This is a genomic window from Mesorhizobium sp. M0633 (assembly GCF_040320645.1).
Taxonomy (GTDB): Bacteria; Pseudomonadota; Alphaproteobacteria; order Rhizobiales; family Rhizobiaceae; genus Mesorhizobium.
Genome location: NZ_JAMYQC010000008.1, coordinates 15,236 through 33,141 on the forward strand (window position 1 = coordinate 15,236; position 17,906 = coordinate 33,141).

The 17,906-nt window shown below is 57.6% G+C and carries 17 protein-coding genes; 11 read left to right on the top strand and 6 right to left on the bottom strand.

Features of this window, described 5'->3' with window-relative positions:
* Positions 1-12 precede the first annotated feature (12 nt).
* A complete protein-coding gene (locus tag NKI47_RS10430) occupies positions 13-2,094 on the bottom strand; it encodes an ATP-grasp domain-containing protein (RefSeq protein ID WP_352589756.1) in 2,082 nt (693 codons plus the stop codon).
* Positions 2,095-2,830: 736 nt separating this feature from the next.
* On the opposite strand from NKI47_RS10430, the gene NKI47_RS10435 reads away from it, so the two are divergent.
* Genes NKI47_RS10435 through NKI47_RS10445 form a run of 3 tightly spaced genes read left to right on the top strand, consistent with a single transcriptional unit; the run spans position 2,831 to position 7,419 of the window.
* A complete protein-coding gene (locus NKI47_RS10435) occupies positions 2,831-4,393 on the top strand; it encodes a hypothetical protein (RefSeq protein ID WP_352589759.1) in 1,563 nt (520 codons plus the stop codon).
* A 60-nt stretch (positions 4,394-4,453) separates the two neighbouring features.
* Entirely contained in the window at positions 4,454-6,097 is a 1,644-nt protein-coding gene (locus NKI47_RS10440; protein ID WP_352589762.1) for an ATP-binding cassette domain-containing protein, read from the top strand.
* Positions 6,094-7,419 (top strand): HlyD family type I secretion periplasmic adaptor subunit, encoded by a 1,326-nt coding sequence (locus NKI47_RS10445; protein ID WP_352589765.1) that lies wholly within the window; start codon positions 6,094-6,096, stop codon positions 7,417-7,419. The genes NKI47_RS10440 and NKI47_RS10445 overlap by 4 nt, the downstream gene beginning before the upstream one ends.
* A 67-nt stretch (positions 7,420-7,486) precedes the next feature.
* Here the strand turns inward: NKI47_RS10445 and NKI47_RS10450 are convergent, their stop codons facing one another.
* Positions 7,487-7,627: a hypothetical protein gene (locus NKI47_RS10450; protein WP_352589768.1), complete on the bottom strand. Its 141-nt coding sequence runs from the start codon at positions 7,625-7,627 to the stop codon at positions 7,487-7,489.
* A 183-nt stretch (positions 7,628-7,810) separates the two neighbouring features.
* Here NKI47_RS10450 and NKI47_RS10455 point away from each other — a divergent pair, with 183 nt between their 5' ends.
* Both NKI47_RS10455 and NKI47_RS35120 read left to right on the top strand, forming a co-directional pair.
* A complete protein-coding gene (locus NKI47_RS10455) occupies positions 7,811-8,908 on the top strand; it encodes a cupin-like domain-containing protein (RefSeq protein WP_352570606.1) in 1,098 nt (365 codons plus the stop codon).
* 116 nt (positions 8,909-9,024) lie between these two features.
* A complete protein-coding gene (locus NKI47_RS35120; protein ID WP_502897332.1) occupies positions 9,025-9,297 on the top strand; it encodes a beta-barrel domain-containing protein in 273 nt (90 codons plus the stop codon).
* A 378-nt stretch (positions 9,298-9,675) separates the two neighbouring features.
* On the opposite strand, the gene NKI47_RS10460 is transcribed toward NKI47_RS35120, so the two are convergent.
* On the bottom strand, positions 9,676-10,050 hold the full coding sequence (locus NKI47_RS10460; RefSeq protein ID WP_352589771.1) for a site-specific integrase: 375 nt from the start codon (positions 10,048-10,050) through the stop codon (positions 9,676-9,678).
* 364 nt (positions 10,051-10,414) lie between these two features.
* Here NKI47_RS10460 and dctP point away from each other — a divergent pair, with 364 nt between their 5' ends.
* The 3 genes from dctP (at position 10,415) to NKI47_RS10475 (ending at position 14,066) form a co-directional block, all read left to right on the top strand.
* On the top strand, positions 10,415-11,533 hold the full coding sequence (gene dctP, locus NKI47_RS10465; protein ID WP_352589774.1) for a TRAP transporter substrate-binding protein DctP: 1,119 nt from the start codon (positions 10,415-10,417) through the stop codon (positions 11,531-11,533).
* Positions 11,534-11,642: 109 nt separating this feature from the next.
* A complete protein-coding gene (locus tag NKI47_RS10470) occupies positions 11,643-12,692 on the top strand; it encodes a TRAP transporter small permease subunit (protein WP_352589777.1) in 1,050 nt (349 codons plus the stop codon).
* A 3-nt stretch (positions 12,693-12,695) separates the two neighbouring features.
* Positions 12,696-14,066 (top strand): TRAP transporter large permease, encoded by a 1,371-nt coding sequence (locus NKI47_RS10475; RefSeq protein ID WP_023677869.1) that lies wholly within the window; start codon positions 12,696-12,698, stop codon positions 14,064-14,066.
* 168 nt (positions 14,067-14,234) lie between these two features.
* Here NKI47_RS10475 and NKI47_RS10480 read toward each other — a convergent pair whose 3' ends face one another.
* The gene (locus NKI47_RS10480; RefSeq protein WP_352570610.1) at positions 14,235-14,357 is read right to left on the bottom strand and encodes a hypothetical protein; all 123 of its coding nucleotides are present in this window, start codon (positions 14,355-14,357) and stop codon (positions 14,235-14,237) included.
* A gap of 65 nt (positions 14,358-14,422) precedes the next feature.
* Between NKI47_RS10480 and NKI47_RS10485 the strand changes: the two genes are divergently transcribed.
* Both NKI47_RS10485 and NKI47_RS10490 read left to right on the top strand, forming a co-directional pair.
* Complete coding sequence (locus NKI47_RS10485; RefSeq protein ID WP_352589781.1) at positions 14,423-14,959, top strand: hypothetical protein; 537 nt, start codon at positions 14,423-14,425, stop codon at positions 14,957-14,959.
* Positions 14,874-16,094: an FAD-dependent oxidoreductase gene (locus NKI47_RS10490; protein WP_352589784.1), complete on the top strand. Its 1,221-nt coding sequence runs from the start codon at positions 14,874-14,876 to the stop codon at positions 16,092-16,094. The genes NKI47_RS10485 and NKI47_RS10490 overlap by 86 nt, the downstream gene beginning before the upstream one ends.
* 21 nt (positions 16,095-16,115) lie before the next feature.
* On the opposite strand, the gene NKI47_RS10495 is transcribed toward NKI47_RS10490, so the two are convergent.
* Complete coding sequence (locus NKI47_RS10495) at positions 16,116-16,586, bottom strand: YbhB/YbcL family Raf kinase inhibitor-like protein (RefSeq protein ID WP_023677865.1); 471 nt, start codon at positions 16,584-16,586, stop codon at positions 16,116-16,118.
* A gap of 49 nt (positions 16,587-16,635) precedes the next feature.
* Positions 16,636-17,073, bottom strand: a complete 438-nt coding sequence (locus NKI47_RS10500; RefSeq protein ID WP_023677864.1) for a DUF2267 domain-containing protein — start codon at positions 17,071-17,073, stop codon at positions 16,636-16,638.
* Positions 17,074-17,338: 265 nt separating this feature from the next.
* Here NKI47_RS10500 and NKI47_RS10505 point away from each other — a divergent pair, with 265 nt between their 5' ends.
* Positions 17,339-17,818, top strand: coding sequence for an Hsp20/alpha crystallin family protein (locus NKI47_RS10505; RefSeq protein WP_023677863.1), 480 nt, complete (start codon positions 17,339-17,341; stop codon positions 17,816-17,818).
* Positions 17,819-17,906 lie beyond the last annotated feature (88 nt).

Genomic DNA, 17,906 nt, shown 5'->3' on the forward strand with positions numbered 1-17,906 from the left:
AACTCATCACTGCTATCGAACGTCGTTCGTCTCGGGCCGAACTGACGGAAACGGGGCCACTTCATCGAACCAGCCATCCTTTTTTGCCAAATACGACATTGCCATTGCGTGCATGGCAGCCTTTATTTGCGGTGGCCGCGACTGAGACATAGATGCGAGGGGTTCCGCGGCTAGCTCACCAGATCTCGACAAAAGCGCCATTTTGGCACCCGATCCGTCAGTGCTCCATCTCAAAGTTAGAACCAAACCACCACTCTGTAGGTGCCGACGTAGGTCGGTATCAGTATCAGGCTCGGAACTGACCAATATTAGTCGTGTGATCGGCAAGGTCGACAGCGCACGGCGGGGCCATTCATCTTCGCTGTTGACAATGAAATAGCCCTGGTTTCCGCACTGCAACACTCGCTGAGCGAGATCTTCGAGAACTGTACCATTGTCTGCATCCGTTCGAGTCATCGAGACCGCACGGCAAGCACCCAGACAAAGACCGCTCGCCCAAAGTCTGTCCGGAGAGGCTGCATAAACCAGGGCTTCCAGGAACGGGTCTCTGGCCAGCATTTGCGGGGTTGTCCGCCGCCCAAATTCCTGGGGTACAGTGTTGATGTAAGCGCCTCTTTTCGACAAGAGACCAACTCTTCGCCCTTCCGCCTGGAACCGATGATCGATTGCTGTCGCCACCGCACCAGTGTGTCGATCGCCGATGACGAGTACGGTGGCAATTTCCGAAGAGCCCGGCTCATTGTACATATTGGCCAGGATTATCTCACTCACATCTCTCGAGGTCCCCGCTCGCGGCCAAAGATGAAACTCGATCCCCGGCCGTGCATTTACCTCGATGACAGTACACCCGACCTCTTTGTATGATCTTGCAATATCGGGCATGATGAGATCTATCCCGGCAATGTTAAGGCCGATGACTCTCACGATGCGCTCGCACAGTTGCCTGTTATCTGGATGAACGGAGTTTGTAACATCGACCGGGACGCCTCCACGGGCGAGGTGGCCGGTAGGTCGGAGAACCAAAGGCTGCCCGGAAATTGGGACGGACTCCAGCGTAAGACGACGCAAGGCTAGGTGCCGTAGCAGCTCATCGTCAATCTCTACAGGAGAAAGACGTCTCCCGTCTCTGTCGGGTTCTCGGTTCAAATCATGAATCAGGTCAACTATCGTTTTTTCACCGTCGCCAACGACTTGGGGGGGGCAACACATGACCGCCGCCACGAGATGATAGTCAACGACTGTCGCTCGAAATTCCGGGCCGGCGATGAACTGCTCAACCAAGACGCCAAACCGCTCTGACTGAGTGACGTCGTGCGCTATATCGAATGCAGCCTCAACTGCACGGCGTCCCCGCAGTTTAACCGAGACTCCCCGCCCCTGATTTCCCTGAACCGGTTTGACCACGACGGTCTTACCCAGCTGTTTGGCGGCAGCGACGGCCTCAGGTTTGGTGCGAACGGTAATCTGACGGGGTACTGGGATCCCCGCTTGCGCCAAAAGTCTGTTGCCCAGCCTTTTGTCCAAGGCCACCTTCGCCGACGCAAACGATGTAGAACCCGATATCGTCGAGAACAGCTGCTTCTGGTGCTTGCCTTGGCCAAGGCGAAGGTGGTTACGGGCAATGAATTCGAACGGGATGTGATTTCTCTTAGCTGCAGCTACAAGCACAGCGGTCGAATTTGAAAGACGTCGTCTCTTCGCCCTTTCCAGGTTTAGCTCCCGAGTCTGAGCGTATTTCGCTGCCCCGTCCTCGCCTCGCGCCGCCTCACCAATCGCGTCAACGACAGCCGAAGCAGCCGCGCGCGACATCTGCGGGTCATCCGACTCCCAAACGATTGCAAGATGGCTTTCGGACGGATCGCCTATTAGCGACGCCGTCGGCGAAAACGAATAGAAATTCATCGCGCGGCGAAGCTCAAGATCAGCGGACAGGATTGCGTCGGCAATGTAGCGAGGGACCAAAGCGTTTTGTGCACAACCGGGAAACATTTCGGACAGCGCTGAGCGAGCCAGCGCAGTAAAATCGGAGATGCAAGAAACCGCTAGCCGCCCGATATTCAGGGTTAATTTGACCACCGTGTTCGTGCTATGCACGTTAAGTCCCGATAGCACCTTAAAACTGACAATCTCAAGTTGTCCAAACTCTTCAGATAGGCTGACCATAACCCCACTTTTGACCCCGGATGTTCACGCTCCGCCTGCTTTTCGACCGTCTCCCACAATACAGACTTCCTGACCACGCTTCCGCTGCAGCCACTTCAAATGCATCTCGAAACGGGCATCGCATCGATGGGCATGAGCGGCTTCGGCAAGACCCGATGTGAAGGGGCGAAGATGTGGCGCATTCCACCACATTTAAGCACGCTTTATCTCTGATCCCCCGCGTTCAGCCTAAACGCTACGGCCGCAGCATCCGGAAGTCGCGTTCTTATTCTCTTGAAAGACCAGTGGATTTCCCGCCGGCCTGATCCGGACAATGCAGCTGGATGGTATGTGGCCTCGCGGGGAGATGTCGTCATGCATTCGAATGGCAGAGATCCAGACATTATAGTGTTAATAGCCGTTAAAAGTCGTCAGCTTGGGTATGTATTTTAGGCATCTAATGCTATTTATCTAATCATATTTATCCAATCATATTGGTTATTGGATAATCGATTGCAAACGGAGAGGAGTATAGAAAAGGGCTTAATCTTATACATAGAACAGAAAAGACTTCTAAATGCCATCCAAATGTAAGTTGGGGGGGTTCATGTCCGTTTCAAGAATTAAGCGCGGGCGCCTGAAGAGAGCTAAACGAGCATTCGCCACCCGCCGGGTCGCCGCATCTCACATGCGCACACTCGTTACCGGACCTATACAGCCCGTCGCTGGCGATCTTGTTTTGGCGCGCGTTGATGAACTCGGCAATCACAGCAGACTGGAGCTCATCTGCGGGCGAAAGGCGATCATGTTTCGCGGAGATGAGATAATCCTCTGTTATGGAAACAGGTACGCTCCTGACCAGTTCGAGGCGGTAATAGGCCCCGATCTGGGGCCGTGCGACTTGGTAGCGGGGGGCGGCATCGCGGCATGTGAGCTTTCCAGGCATGCTCGCATGCTGGCGCCAACCAAGATCACCCCTCTCGGCCTGATTGGCGACAAATTCGGTCGCCGGCTAAACGTGTGGGATTACAAGGTCAGCTCCGACGATTTGCCCCCTTCCCTGCCGATTGTTCTGTCGCTTGGGACGTCAATGAACGCCGGCAAGACATTGACGGCAACGTCATTGGTCCGAGGGTTCAAAAAGGCGGGACTGAAGGTCGCGGCACTGAAAATTACAGGAACTGGCTCGGGTGGCGACACTTGGATTGTGCGGGATGCCGGAGCCGACATCGTTCTTGATTTCACAGATGCCGGATTTGCAACGACGTATTTAGCCCCGGTAGAGTTGATTGAGAAGGGCGCGTTCCGCCTACTGAACCATGCCGCTGAAAATGGATGTGACGTCGCTGTTATTGAGATTGCCGATGGGCTGCAGCAGAAGGAAACTTCCGAGCTAATTCTGGCTGAATCTTTTCGGAGCATGGCTCTTGGCGCGATTTTCGCTTCCTATGACGCGATGGGAGCAAAGTATGGAGTTGATACCCTCCGCGCTGCTGGCCACAAGGTACTTGCAATTAGTGGCAGGATCGGCCGATCGCCGCTCGGTGTGAGGGAGGCTGAAGAAGCCACTGGCCTGCATGTCTATTCCCCATGGGAGCTCCAGGATGGGGCACTCAGCCCCGTTCTAAAGGCTCGCGCTTCTGAAAAACTGGCTAACGGACAGGGCAATAATCCATATCTACGGCGTATTGCTGATTCCCCAAATCCAATGACGGCACTCGACCAGGGTCGAGCCTACTCTTCCCAGCTGCGAATTGATTTTTTGGGGAAGCTTGCGCACGAACTGATTCAGGCAGAGTTGGGAGAAACACCTGGTCCGGGAAGGCCTGCCAGTGACAGCAGGGCGACATGGCCCAGTCCCTTTGGGAGCGTCTCGGTCACCTTACCCGAGTTGCTATCGCAAAGCTCGAACCCCGCGTTTATGTCGATCCAGGCGCCCGCTGAGTTGATAGAAGCGGCAGTTTTGGCAAAAACCCGTGGAGCCCTCAAGTCATCTCTGGGCAGCCTGGTCCAAGCCCTCGGGTGCCCTCCCCTGTCCGCCACCCAAATGTACAACCTCGTGAGCGGAGCTTGGTCGATGTTCGAGGCAGTTGATCACGATGAACGCCTTTGGGCAGCAAATCGGCTTCAGCCAAATGTTCTTGCGGGACCTGCTTTGAGCCCTCATGACGATTTGGATGGGATGATCATGAATTTCTCGGGAATTTTCAACGAGGACCCCGACCAGCATGCCCCGCTTGGACGGGCGTGAAAGACGGTGTCCTTGCTGAGAACACGAGGTAGGCGGCGGTACAGCGCCCCCCTCAGCGAAATGTGGCGAAGGTCGATACCCGGCCTTGCTGCGGTTGTGGGTTTTGGTGTCTGTATCAATGCGCTCCGATTTGCTGGGCCGCTTTATTTTATACAAATATTCGACCGGGTCATTTCCAGCCGGAGCGTGGAAACCCTCGTTATTCTGACCTTGGCCGCCTTGCTCGCTCTGGTAACCGGCGTCGTGCTGGAAGCCATTCGTCGTCGTATGCTTTCCCGCTGGAGCGTTTGGATCGAGCACCACTTGACCAGCCAGTCCGTGAAAGCCGGATTGACGGCAGGCGTCCCCAATCCGCCGCTTCTGACCAGCATCGAGAAAGTCTCCAGCTTTGTTGAGCGAGGGCTAGCTGCTTGGCTGGACGTGGTCTGGGCTCCCGTTTTCCTGTTATGTGTATACTTGATCCATCCTGTTCTCGGCCTGATCGCGTTGGCAGGCATGGCTTTGTTGACAGGTATGAGCCTGCTCAAAGAAAAGATCACACAAGAGCCCCGCCAAGCTGAACGTGAAGCTGCCAAGCAGGCGAAAGAGGTATTGATCTCAGCGGAAAGGCACAAAGACGTAGTCGGCGCCTTCGCAATGGCCGACGCGATCGCCGGTCGCTGGGGTAGGAACAGAGTAGATGGCTTTTTGCAGCGGGAGCGGCTTAATGCCAGAGGATCGAGCCTTGATGCAGCGATCCGGGCGCTGAACCGTTGCGTTTACATAGTTCTATTGGCATCGGGCATCTGGCTGTTCCTGAACGATTCGGCGTCCCTCGGAGGCGTATTTGCAGCCCGGCTCATTGCCAGATTTGCTTACAGAATGGTGGAAAAGGCAGTTCGGGAGCTCAGAAGCCTCAGGGAAGCGCGGGAGGGATACTCTCAGATCAAGGCGGAGCTTGCCAAACCGTTGGACGTAGAGCCGTCCCTGCTTCCTGGAACGCCGCAAGGCTCGTTAGTTCTCGATCAAGTTACATTCAGGCATGCTGGATCGCGAGCAGACGTATTTAGGAAACTGTCGCTTTCTCTGGCTCCTGGGGAATTGCTGCTGGTCATAGGACGTGCAGCCACCGGCAAGACGACGCTTTCTCGTCTTCTCATCGGTTTGCTCAAGCCCCGCACCGGTCAGATCCGCTTGGGAGACATGGACATAACCAGGCTTCCGGATAATGTTAGAGTTGGAGGCATCGGCTATTTACCTCAGCACGTTGAACTTTTTGACGGAACCGTCGCGGAAAATATTGCACGTTTTCAACAAAGTTCTATCGATGACGTGGTTTCCGCAGCAAAAATAGCCGGAATACACGAAGTTATCATTCGTCTGGGCCAGGGTTATGACACTTTGCTTAACGACTCGGTCGGCCTGTCCGGGAGTGAACGGAAGCGAGTAGCCCTTGCCCGCGCGCTCTTTCGCGCGCCGAGACTTATTGTCTTGGACGAGCCATTCGCCAATTTGGACGCTGCCTCGAAGAAGACCCTCGAGTCGGCGGTTAGGCTTATGAAGGATGCGGGAAGCTCGGTAATTGTCACCATATCCGGACAGACCAACCGTCTTGCCGGATTAGTTGATAGGTCGCTGATCCTAGGAAGTCGATCGCCCGAGCTCACCGGAGGTTCCGTTCGTCCCGTTGCTTTCGGGAAAACTGAATTGCGGAGCGTTAAGTGATAGCTTCGCTCGCCCTTGGCACCAAACACCCCGGTACCCAGCGAGCCGAAGATCCGCCGCCGTTTGGTAGGCGTTTAGTGATCTCTGGTTTCGCGATTGTCGCTGCCTTCTCGACCCTGACCGGCATGTGGCTTGTCGCGGCACCTATCCAGGGTGCGGTCTTGGCCACCGGGGTGGTGAATGTCGCGTCAAACGTAAAGACAGTTCAGCACCTCGAAGGCGGCATCATATCAGAGATATTGGCTCAAGAAGGAGATCGCGTGTCGCCAGGCCAGGTGTTGATACGATTGCAAAACACCGCTTCGGCGGCTGCTGCAAATGAAATCAAGGCGCAGTGGTACGAGGCGAAGGCTACGGAAGCGCGCTTGGTCGCGGAAAGAGATGGAAAGGACTCGATCGAAATTCCGCCTGAATTGAAAGCGTCCGGCAAATTGGCAGCGGATGCTGTTTCCGGGCAGGAGAGTGTCTTTCGGACACGTCAAAACCTCTTCAGAGAGCAGCTCTCCCTGCTGCAGCAAGCAACCGGAAGCATGGCGAAGGAGATAGAGGGTTTTGAAGGGCAAGCGGTAGCGGCTACCCGGAAGCTCGAGCTGATCGAGGAGCAATTAGGTGATGTGCGCAGCCTGTACGAAAGGAAGTTGGTAGTCAGGACGCGCCTTGTAGATTTGGAAAGAGAAAAGGCGGACGTGGGAGGTGCCCTAAGCGGGTATGTAGCGTCGATCGGCGCGACCCAGCAAAAGATGGAGGAGACGAAATTCAAGATTGCCGAACTTAGCGCCTCGACGACGGCCGATATCGTCGAGACACTAGGAGAAACCCGCGCCAAAATATACGAATACGAGCAGCGAATGGCCGCTGCTGATGACGTGGCGACGCGTACCGAGATACGTGCTCCTATCGGAGGCACCATAGTGGGACTTAAGGTCCACACGAACGGAGGGGTCGTAACGGCGGGAGAGCCGCTGATGGACATCGTCCCTCAGGAGGATAGCTTCGTTGTTGTGGCAAACGTTGACCCCCTCGACGTCGATCAGGTGAAAGTGGGGCTGCACGCGACGGTGTGGCTTAGCGCTGTGAACAGACGTTACCAGCAACCGATGAGCGGTGACGTTCGCACTCTTTCAGCTGACCGGCTAATTGACCCTCGGACCGGTCAGGCTTTTTATTCAGTCCGAATTGTTCTGAGGCCGGAGTCTTTGAAGCCTGGAGCATTGCAAGCTGGAATGGGCACACAGGTCATGATCGAAACTGGAGCGAGGTCAGCATGGGAGTATCTCAGCGCGCCGGTCTATGCCGCTATGGGACGTGCTCTTCGTGAATAAAGAGAACGAGCAATAGACAAAGACTTTTACGCTCCCGTTCAAGTATAATTGGGGCGAGTATCGAGTATTATGTCTTCTCCCAGATTCGCGGCCACCAGTCGACGCGTCGCCGCCGCTCGGCCCTGTCGACGCCGCGCATGCGCAGGCCGAACTCGACATTCTCGCGCACGGTGAGGAATGGAAACAGCGCCAAGCTCTGCCAGGCCATCGGCGTATCCCGCTGCCAGTTGACGGCTTTCGTCGATCAGCACGGCCATTGAACACCAAGTGTCTGGATCGCTGCCATTCGAATGCACGACGACATTGCTCCCGACAGCCACATATCATCCAACTGAAACGCAATTTGTATTTCATTTCTTTGATTAAGGTCATCTCAATAAGGGTGGAAACCATGGCCAGCAACGCCAAACTCGCTGAATCAGCTCGCGAAACGCCAAAGCTTAACATGAAACCGATCGAGGAGATTGACAGCAAGCAAATCTCCACGGCAATCCGACAAAATCGGCCGTTTGTTGTTCGAGGCTGGGTTGCAGCCTCCGACGGTTGGGGATTGGATGACCCCAAATGGGCGCGGCATACCGGGCAGGTTACGGTGGTTCCAGGGGACGAGACCACGGTTTCCACTGCATCCTATGTCTTACGCAAGAGCGGGATGACACACGAAATGACCTTCCGTGAGTTGTTCGAGCGGATCCTAGGCCAGGGGGAATGGCAACCACTGATCGATGCAAACGAGCGCTACTACATGTTTGGTGGGAAAGTCCCGAGCAGTCTTCTGGAGGCATTGCCTTGGCCAAGCGACCTGGAGTTCGTTGGCTCGTCTCCCTATGTTGCTTCCGAAGGGGTTACCGCCAAGGCGCATTATGATCATTGGTACGCATTCCTGGTGCAGCTACACGGGACAAAAGCCGTAAAAATGTTCCCCCCTTGGGATTATAGTTTCATCTATCCGCAGCATGAAAAGACGGCCGACAAGCCCAGGCGGGCGCTTGTGGATTTGAATAATCCCGATTTTGACCAGTTCCCGTTGTTGAATCAACTGCATGGAGAGATTGCCGTACTGAATGCAGGTGACGTTTTGTATATGCCGGTCGATTGGTGGCATGAGGTTGAAACCGAGGGATTCTCTGTCAGCATCAACCGGCGTTTGAGACGGAGTGCGCTGGACTGGGCCGGCGCTCTGCTTGTATTCGGCTATCAGGTCCTGCAAGGCGCATACCGTTACGGCATCGAACCGATCCCCACCGACGAAATTAAGACTCTGGCCCAGCATGCCTATGTTGAGTGGAAGAGCGACACCGGCAAAACCGAATACGATCAATGGTGCGCATTCCTGGCGCAGTTGGGGCGGGACCAAGCAAAGGCGTTGCGGATCCCCGAAGATCTCGGAGTCCTCATGGCGCGGTGGTTTCAGACCGAGCAAGACCTAACGAAGGCAGAGTTTGAGGCGCTCTCGCATCCCGCGGTTGGACTACCTGTTCGGCAGTGACCTGCATCCCGGATTTCTGACCGTTCTGAGCTGGAATTTTCCACTGAGTTGAAGTTTTCGGAGGTGCAGATCGCCTTCATCCTGCGACAAGCTGAGGAGGGGACGGCGGTTACGCGATGGTTTGGCTGAGCGCTGTGAGCAGACGTTACCAGCAAGCGATGAGCGGCGATATGCGCACTCTTTCAGCTGACCAACTGATTGATCCTCGGACCGGTCAAGCTTTCTATTCAGTTCGAATTGCTCTGAGACCGGAGTCTTTGAAAGCAGCGCCTGCAGCATTGCAAGCTGGGATGAGCACGCAGGTCATGATCGAAACTGGAGCGAGGTCAGCATGGGAGTATCTCAGCGCGCCGGTCTCTGCCGCCATGGGGCGCGCCCTTCGTGGATAAAGGGACGGGCAAAAAGAATTTGGAGCTCAAGTTAAAGTATAATTTGGGCGAATATAATGTCTTATTCCAGAATTCGCGGGACTAGAAGAGAGCTAAACGTGAATTCTCTACCCGCCGGGTCGCGGCATTTCACATGCGCACACTTGTCACCGGACCCATACAGCCCGTCTCTGGCGATCTTGTTTTGGCGCGCGGAAACACCGCTTACGATTTTCCTTGCTATAGTGCTTCATATGGCGCGCCGGCAAGCGGACTCTGCTCACCGGCAGCAACGCAGCTTGAATTGGCAGCTCGACGAGTGTGGGGAAAGGCGGTAGCGCTCTACCGACTCGACCCCCCGAACACGTTTGATGCCGCTAATCCTTGCCGCTCATCAGCTCAGAAAGTAGGCGCCTGCTGGGAAGGACGGGCCAGGCGCGAAGCCTCGTTTGATTCCCTCGCGACCGCCCAGCTTCGAGCATCCAACGTGAGATTGCTTCCTGTTGCTGTCGCAGGTGATCGCTTCAGCAGCTTGTTGCGCGTGATGTAGCCTGCGTTAACCCCCGGGATCGAGTGGTTCATCAGAAGATGGACGTCCAACTCCGCAACGCCTGCAGCCTGGGCGATTGTCCGGAAAGTCTGCCGCAGGTCATTCCCCCATTTCGACAGATCGCTGCGTTTCTCCTTGTGCTCGATGACGTGACCGCGTTCGCTCTCTGCTGGGAATAGCCAGTCACGCGATTGCTCGGGGTAGAGAGCCCTACCGATGCGCATCACTCGAACCAGGCAGCGGACGCAGACCAGGACCATGGAGTGCAGTCACCCGGCCAATGTTTCGGCTTGAGAAGCAGGGACGGAAGCCGCACCGAGCTTCGTATAAGCCGAAGGAACGCCGCGTTGACTAGCCGATAACCCACTAAAACCGTGGATTTATTGAAACCGCACGAGCATATTACGGGTCGGGCGCGCAGTGGTTGAAAATGCTTGCGTCGCGCTATGTTATTTGCATGCTGCGCCGTTTCTTTCTCTGTCGTTCGTGGCGCTGGCATGCTCTGATCCCTCAAAAAGGATGTGTCATTGGTTTTCAGTTTTTGAGACCGGCGGTGGGCCTATCGTTTGCCGAACAGGGAGGAAGACAATGGACGGAGAATCGCATTCCAAATCAAGGCGAAGCTTTCTGAAGTCGAGCGGACTTGTCGCCGGGCTGACGGCGACGGCGGTTACCGCTCCCTGGGTTCGAAGGGCAGGAGCCGCTGACACAATCATCTGGAAAATTCAAACCTCGTGGCCGGCTGGCGTCGGACTTGAAACTTTCCAGAGCTGGTGTGGGACCATCAAGGAAAAGACTGGAGGCCAACTCGAATTTCAGCCGTTCAAGGCAAAGGACATCGTTGGTGACTTCGAACTCCTCGACGGGGTGAAGAACGGCGTTCTGGAAGCGATGAACTCGTTTTCACTTTACTGGGCCGGTAAGCTTCCCGCTGCGGCGTTCCTCTCCTCTTACACGATGGGGCTACGCTATCCGCACGAATGGGACATCTTTTTCTATTCGAAAGGTGGTCTGCAGGCCGCGCGCGACCTTTATGCGAAACAAGGTCTTTACTACGTCAACCGCATTCATCACGGCCCGAACATCATCCACTCAAAGACACCGATCCGCTCGATCGAGGATTTCAGAGACCTGAAGCTGCGCGTGCCTGGCGGCATGATCGCCGAGACATTCGCAAAAGCCGGCGCCAAGACGACGCTGCTGCCGGGCGGCGAGGTGTTCTCCGCGCTGGAGAAAGGCACGATCGATGCAGCCGACTACACTGGGCCGGCGGTAAACTGGGCGCTCGGGTTCCAGCAGGTGACCAAGTACATTTCCATGGGCCCAGCCGGTCTGATGTCCGTATACCAGCCCGTCGACCTGATGGACTTTGCCGTCAACATGAATGTCTGGAACCAACTCCCGGACAACCTCAAGAAGTTCGTGGAAGACGAAATCCAAGTCTATTCCAATGTCCATTTCGGGGCCATCCAGAAGGCCGACATGGAGGCCTGGCAGAAATTCCTGGATGCCGGCATTGAAATCAATCGGCTTGGACCGGAGGACCTCCAGAAGTTCCAGGAAATCGCGGTGCCAATCTGGTTCGAGTGGGCCAACAAGGATAAGGACGCGGCGCGCATCTTCAAACTGCAGCTTGAGGTGATGGAGAACCCGACCGTCGGTTACGTGACGCCGGACATGTATCAGGGATTGTCGATCGACCTCTGAGGCTCTCCGCGCCCGTCCTGTCCGGGCGGGCGCACTCTCCTGCAAGAGGCAGTCGCCGATGCCCTCACTCACATTTGTGCTGCCGCACTGGCTATACTGGTCAAGCCTCGTGCTTTTCCCGCTCGTTGCGGTCTTCCTTGTCCATCGCGAGCGGGCACAGCGCGATGCCGGCCGTCCAAATCTCTTTCTTGCTTACCTGTTCCTGGTCACTGCAGGCTTCCTCGGCATGCACCGGTTTTATCTGAAGAGCAGGTGGGGATTCATTTTTATCCCGCTGTTCATTGCAGTGCTTTGGACGAGCGCCCAGGTACGCGACGGACGTGAGGCAGTGTCGCTCGCGCGATCCCTGAGCGAACACGCCGAAAGGCTGTTGCCGCGTGCCAAGGCAGATGTAGCAGCCAGCAAAGAAGGCGCTGCCGATCACCTGGCGAAAGCTGAGGCAGACGCCACGGTGGCGCGCGATAATCTGAGCGCCGCCGCCCATGGGCTCGAGCGCGCCAACAGCATTGGCCGAATTGCCGGACTCCTGCTTGGTCTCGCTCTCGCAGGCGACGCCCTTCTAATACCCGGTCTTGTGCGGCGCACCCGCACCCGTGAGATCGCGCGCGCCGCGGCCGACCATCCGCTCGTAGTCGATGTGCCAGCCACGCCCGTCAAGCAACCGCTCGCGTTGTTCCAGCCGGTCGACTGGCTGGTACGCGTGACGGGCGAGTTCGTCGCGTATTGGTCGGTTCTCGCAGTGGTGGCGTACTACTACGAAGTGGTGGCCCGTTTTGTTTTCAACTCACCGACCAACTGGGTGCATGAAAGCATGTTTCTTATGTTCGGCATCCAGTACATGCTGGCAGGCGCCTATGCCTACCGTGACGAAACGCATGTCAGGGTAGACATCGTCTACAGCCATCTCTCCGAACGCGGTCGTGCTGTCTGCGACATCATCACCTCGGCCTTCTTCTTCTTGTTCACCGGCACCATGCTGGTCACAGGATGGCGATTTGCGAGCGATGCCACGGCGGTTGGCGAACGCTCATTCACCGAATGGGGCATCCAATACTGGCCGGTAAAGCTCGCGATCCCCATCGGGGCAGCGCTCCTGTTGCTTCAGGGCCTATCCCGGCTGATGCGAGACATCGCCACTGCATTTGGAAGGATCGGCTGAGCGATGGGCCTCGAGCTTCCGATCCTGTGGCTCAGCATATTGATGTTCGGGGGTCTGGGCGTACTTTTGCTGCTCGGATTACCGATGGCCTTTTGCACCGGCAGCCTTGCCGTGCTTTTCCTCTTTCTGTTCGGCAATTCGGCCATGCTGAACATGCTGCCGTCTCGGGTCTTCCCGTTCATGACGGATTATCAGCTCTCGGCGGTGCCGCTTTTCATCTTCATGGCCGCGATTCTCGAGAAGGCGGGCATCATCGAGGAGCTGTTCGATGTCGTCTACAAATGGCTGGGCGGACTCAAAGGCGGGCTCGCATCGGCCACGGTGATCTCCTGCACTCTGCTGGCCGCGATGGTCGGTGTCGTCGGGGCGACGGAAGTGACGATGGGCATGATCGCGCTCCCGGCCATGCTGCGCCGCAACTACGACGCCAAGCTTGCCTGCGGCTCGCTTCTTGCTGGCGGGACCCTTGGCATTCTCATACCCCCTTCCGTCATGGCGATCGTCTATGCCGTCGTGGCGCAGCAGTCGCTGGGCGAGCTTTTGATCGGGTCGGTATTTCCCGGGCTGCTGCTGTCCGGGATGTATGTCGCCTACGTGACGGCGCGCTGTTACATCGACCCCAAACTCGGCCCGGCGTTGCCGCCGAACGAGCGCATTGACTTCGCCCAAAAACTCAAGCTTTTGCGCCGGACGTTCATGCCGATACTGCTGATCCTGCTTGTGCTCGGGGTCATCTTCATGGGCATTGCCACGCCGGTCGAAGCCGCCGGCATCGGTACGTTCGGGGCTTTCATCGTCTGCGCCGCACATCGGCGCCTGACCTGGGACACGATCCGGGAGGCCTGTGTCGCGACGCTCAAGGCCACGGCGATGGTCATGTGGATATTCTTCGGCGCCACCATGTTCGTCGGTTTCTTCATCCTGAAAGGTGGGCAGAACTTCGTAGCCGAATCGATACTCGGAACAGGCTTGGCGCCTTACGGCGTTCTTGTTCTGATGATGATCATTCTGTTCGTCCTGGGCATGTTTCTGGACTGGGTGGGCATTCTCCTTCTCACCGTACCGATATTTCTGCCCATCCTAAAGACACTCGAATTCGGCGGCACGTTTGGGCTAGCCGGTGTGGCTCCTGAAGACGTGCCACTGTGGTATGGTGTCATTTTCATGGTCAACATGCAGATGGCGTTCCTTAGCCCGCCTTTCGGCTATTCGCTGTTCTATCTGAAGAGCGTTGCGCCGCCGGAGATCTCGATGGCGACGATCTTTCGATCCGCAGTCCCCTTCTTGTGCCTGCAGGCGATCGGAGTGGGACTGTGCATCGTGTTCCCCTCAATCGTCGTCTGGCTCCCGAAGGTCATGTACGGAGGCAATTGACCACATTTGCGGCTTGCCGACACCGAGGATCAGTCGAATTTGATAGCTTTTCGCTTGAACGGCGTCACCTTTTTGCCTTCCTTTGCGCGTCGTCATGAGATCGCTTCTTGAAACAATCCTGGCTGCGAGTGCGGGTGTATCGCACTCGACCAGTCTTGGTTATCTCGCCTACGCCGCCCCGGGAATGCCGCGCCATCTGTCCTTGCCGAGATGGCCAAGGAACCCGCCGCCGATCAGATCGTTTCGCGATAGATCAACCGGACGAGGAGAGACATGCTCGAAATTCTGCATGCTCACAATCGCGGGACACCGAACACGGGCCGGCTCTGCCAGTTCGGGGCTTGGCGCGATGCTGCGTGACGATGCTGCGTGACGTCGACTATGTCCTGCAAAAACTCGACTGGATGCGCGGCGAAGGCATCTGGCCCAACGGCTTGCGATATCTGTGGACCGATGCATTCGGGGTCGTGCTTTACGTCTCGCTTTATGCGGAAACTGGCGAAGAGCGCTGGCTGGGCGAAGCCGAGCGGCTGGTGGCCGATGTCGAGCGTGTGCTCGGCCGCCGGCGCGGACTGAGGATCGGCGAAGCGGCGGATCGCGACGGCCAGTATTTCCACTATCTGGCGATGTGGCTGTTCGCCTTGGCGCGTCTCGGCGATCTGAAGCCGGAATACCGCAAGCGCGGCATTACGCTGGCGCGGGACATTCACCCGGCGTTTGTGGTCCCCGGCCGCGGCGTGATCTGGAAGATGCAGGAGGATTTGAGCGGTCCTTACCCCGGCTACGGCCTCGGCAGCATGGATGCCTATGACGGCTACGTCTCTTACCGAATGCTCGCAGACCTATGCCGATGCGAATTCCGCCGGCGCCCGACAAATCCGCGACTGGGTTAACAACTACGCTATCGCCTGCGATCTCGAGAGCAAGGACGCCTATAGCTACACCTGCGATGAAAGCCGGCGCGCGGAGGTCGCGGCCGAGGCGAAGGCAGCGCGCCAGGTCGGGCTGGAGGCCGAGGTCCTCGAACGCGTACCGCTGCCTTTCGAAACGGCGGCGGCATTACGGTTCCCCGACCAGGCGCAGTTCAATCCGGCGATGTATCTGGTTGGCCTGGCGGAAGCGGTGACGGCCCGTGGCGGTCGGATCTTCGAAAACAGCCGCGCCACCTCGATCGACGAGGCAAGCCGCTGGCGCGTCGTCACAGATGGCGGCGCCGTTGATGCCGGGCACGTCGTCGTCGCCACCAACATGACGGTGAAGAGCCCCGTCGGCATGGCGAACCGGACGCAACCGCGCTGCCACACCGCCATGGCCTTTCGGATCGATGATCCCCTCCCTGCCGACGGCATGTTCATCGGCATCGACGACCCGACGCATTCCATCCGGACGGGCCGTGATGCCGAAGGTCCACTGCTGGTCACGCTCGGCCCCAAGTTCAACACCGGCTGGGACGGCGACGTGGCGAGGCGGTTTGTCGAACTGGAAAAATGGGCAAGAAAGAACCTTCCGGTCGGCGACGTCGCGTGGCGCTGGTGCAACGAGGATTATGATACGGCCGACAGGATTCCATATGCCGGCGAGCCCGATCCCGCCAAGGCCGCCGGCTTCCACATTGCCACGGGTTTCAACGCCTGGGGCATCACCAACGGGACGGCCGTGGGCACGATGATCGCCGACCTGATCTGCGGCCGCCCGAGCCCTTGGCAAAAACTCTACGATCCGGCGCGGCCCTATCCCGAGGACTTCCACAAGAACGGCCGCAGTCAATCGATCGTCTCGAGCACCCACGACATTGCGCCTGGCATGGGTGGCGTGATCGTCAGGGGAGACGAAAAGATTGCGGCGTGGAGAGACACCGAAGGCGCACTCCAGGCGGTTTCGGCGATTTGCACCCACAAGGGCTGCACCGTAACCTGGAACAATGCGGACCACACCTGGGATTGTCCCTGCCACGGCTCGATCTTCGCCGCCGACGGTTCGGTCATCCACGGCCCTGCCCGAAAACCGCTTGCCCAGATTACATTGTGAAGGCGGCCGACACGGCCCGCGTCACGCCGGCCGTTCGTAGGTTCCGACCAACTCCGTCTCCTCCAATGCGTGTTTCTGGGCTTGCTTCCAGACCTGATGCACGCCCGCCTGTCCTGGTACGCTGAGGCTCGGCACATCGAGCGCGGCCAGCAGGAAGTGGTAATGGTGGACGCCGTGCCCTGCAGGCGGCTGCGGACCATCGTAATAGGCATTGCCGAAATCGTTGGTGCCTTGCCTGAGTGCCGACGGGCCGGGCTTGCCGTCTTCGGCCTCGGCGAGTCCGCCGGCATCCGGCGGGATGTTGAACACCGCCCAGTGCCCGAAAATTCCGCTTGGTGCATCGGGATCCCGCACGACAAGAACAAGGCTCTTGGTACCATCCGGGACACCGGACCACTTCAGCGGCGGCGAGACGTTCTGGCCGTCACGCGCATATTTTTCGGGAAGTCTTCCGCCTGCCCGGAACGCCGGGCTGATAAGGGTGAGTGGCATTGCTATTTCCCCAAGGAGGTTGCGACCGAGAAGCCCGCGCCTGCGCCGTTCACGCCGCTTGCTGAGCTTCGGCGACGCGTCTTATCTCGCCTGGCAGGGATTCCCAGACCTTGTGCATCTGTCCTTCTCCGACGTGATGGGCGAGCACCTTGGACACGACCCTGAATGCATCCTTGGAATCGACCGGACGGGTAAATTCCAGCTCCGCCTTGATCTTGGCCAGAAACTCGTCGAGCGACCGCATCTTCTCGGGAGCTTTGGAAGGCTGATATTGGTCATAGAAGGCGCCGCGCACCAGGATCGGCAGCTGCGAGCCGAGGTGGGCTGCAAGATCCGGCTGCATACGGTCGCGCAGGGCGTGCAGCACCGCTCCGAGAACGTGCCAGGCGACCTGCCGATCCGGTCCAATCTCGTCCATGATCTCGTCGAGCCAGATGTTCGTGGTCTGCAGTGTCTTGTCGAATACGTCGAGTCCGGTGGCATTCATCGAAATCCTCCTTCCGTTCAAATCCGACTAGGTGATGTGACCAAACAGCCGTACCTGCCCGTTGTTCCCCGATGCGCATGTCCTGATGCGCATTTATTGTCGGAGGTCCCGTCATGGGGGAATTCGGGCCGGCTTTTTTGCCGCTGTTTTTCGACCACCTTTCTTGGCCGGCACCCGGAACATCCTCATGGGTGGACGAGTTTTGTTTGCCGTCGCCGATCACATGGCGACGAGTGATGCAGACACAAAAAACAGGAGAAGAACCATGGCACATCACGATTTGGCGCCCCGGACGCCATCGCGCAGCCTCTACCCATCCGCGCGCGACCCGCTCACGTCATTCCACCGGCAGATCGACCGCCTGTTCGACGACTTCTTCGCGCCGATGGCCGAAGCGACTACGGCCGGCGATCTTTGGCCGAGCGTCGACGTACATGAAACAGACCAAGCCTATAAGGTCACCGCCGAATTGCCGGGGCTCGAGCAGAAGGACGTTGAGCTCAAGCTGCGCGAAAACACCCTTTTTATCACGGGCGAGAAGCGTTCGGAGCACAAGGAAGGCGACGGCGGCCGCACCTACAGCGAACGCAGTTATGGCCGGTTTCAGCGGACCATCCCCCTGGAAGCGGAGATCGATGCCGACAAGGTGCAGGCCACTTTCAGGAACGGCGTTTTGGCTGTCGAGCTTCCCAAGAACCCCGCTGCAAAGGACAAGACACGCCGCATAGAAGTGAAAGCGCGATAGTTGCCAAACTGAAGGCTGCCTGAGCAGGCGGCGTTCAGCCCAGATGGAGAAGAACGGCAAGCACGGCGGCAACCGCCCAGGCGAGCGT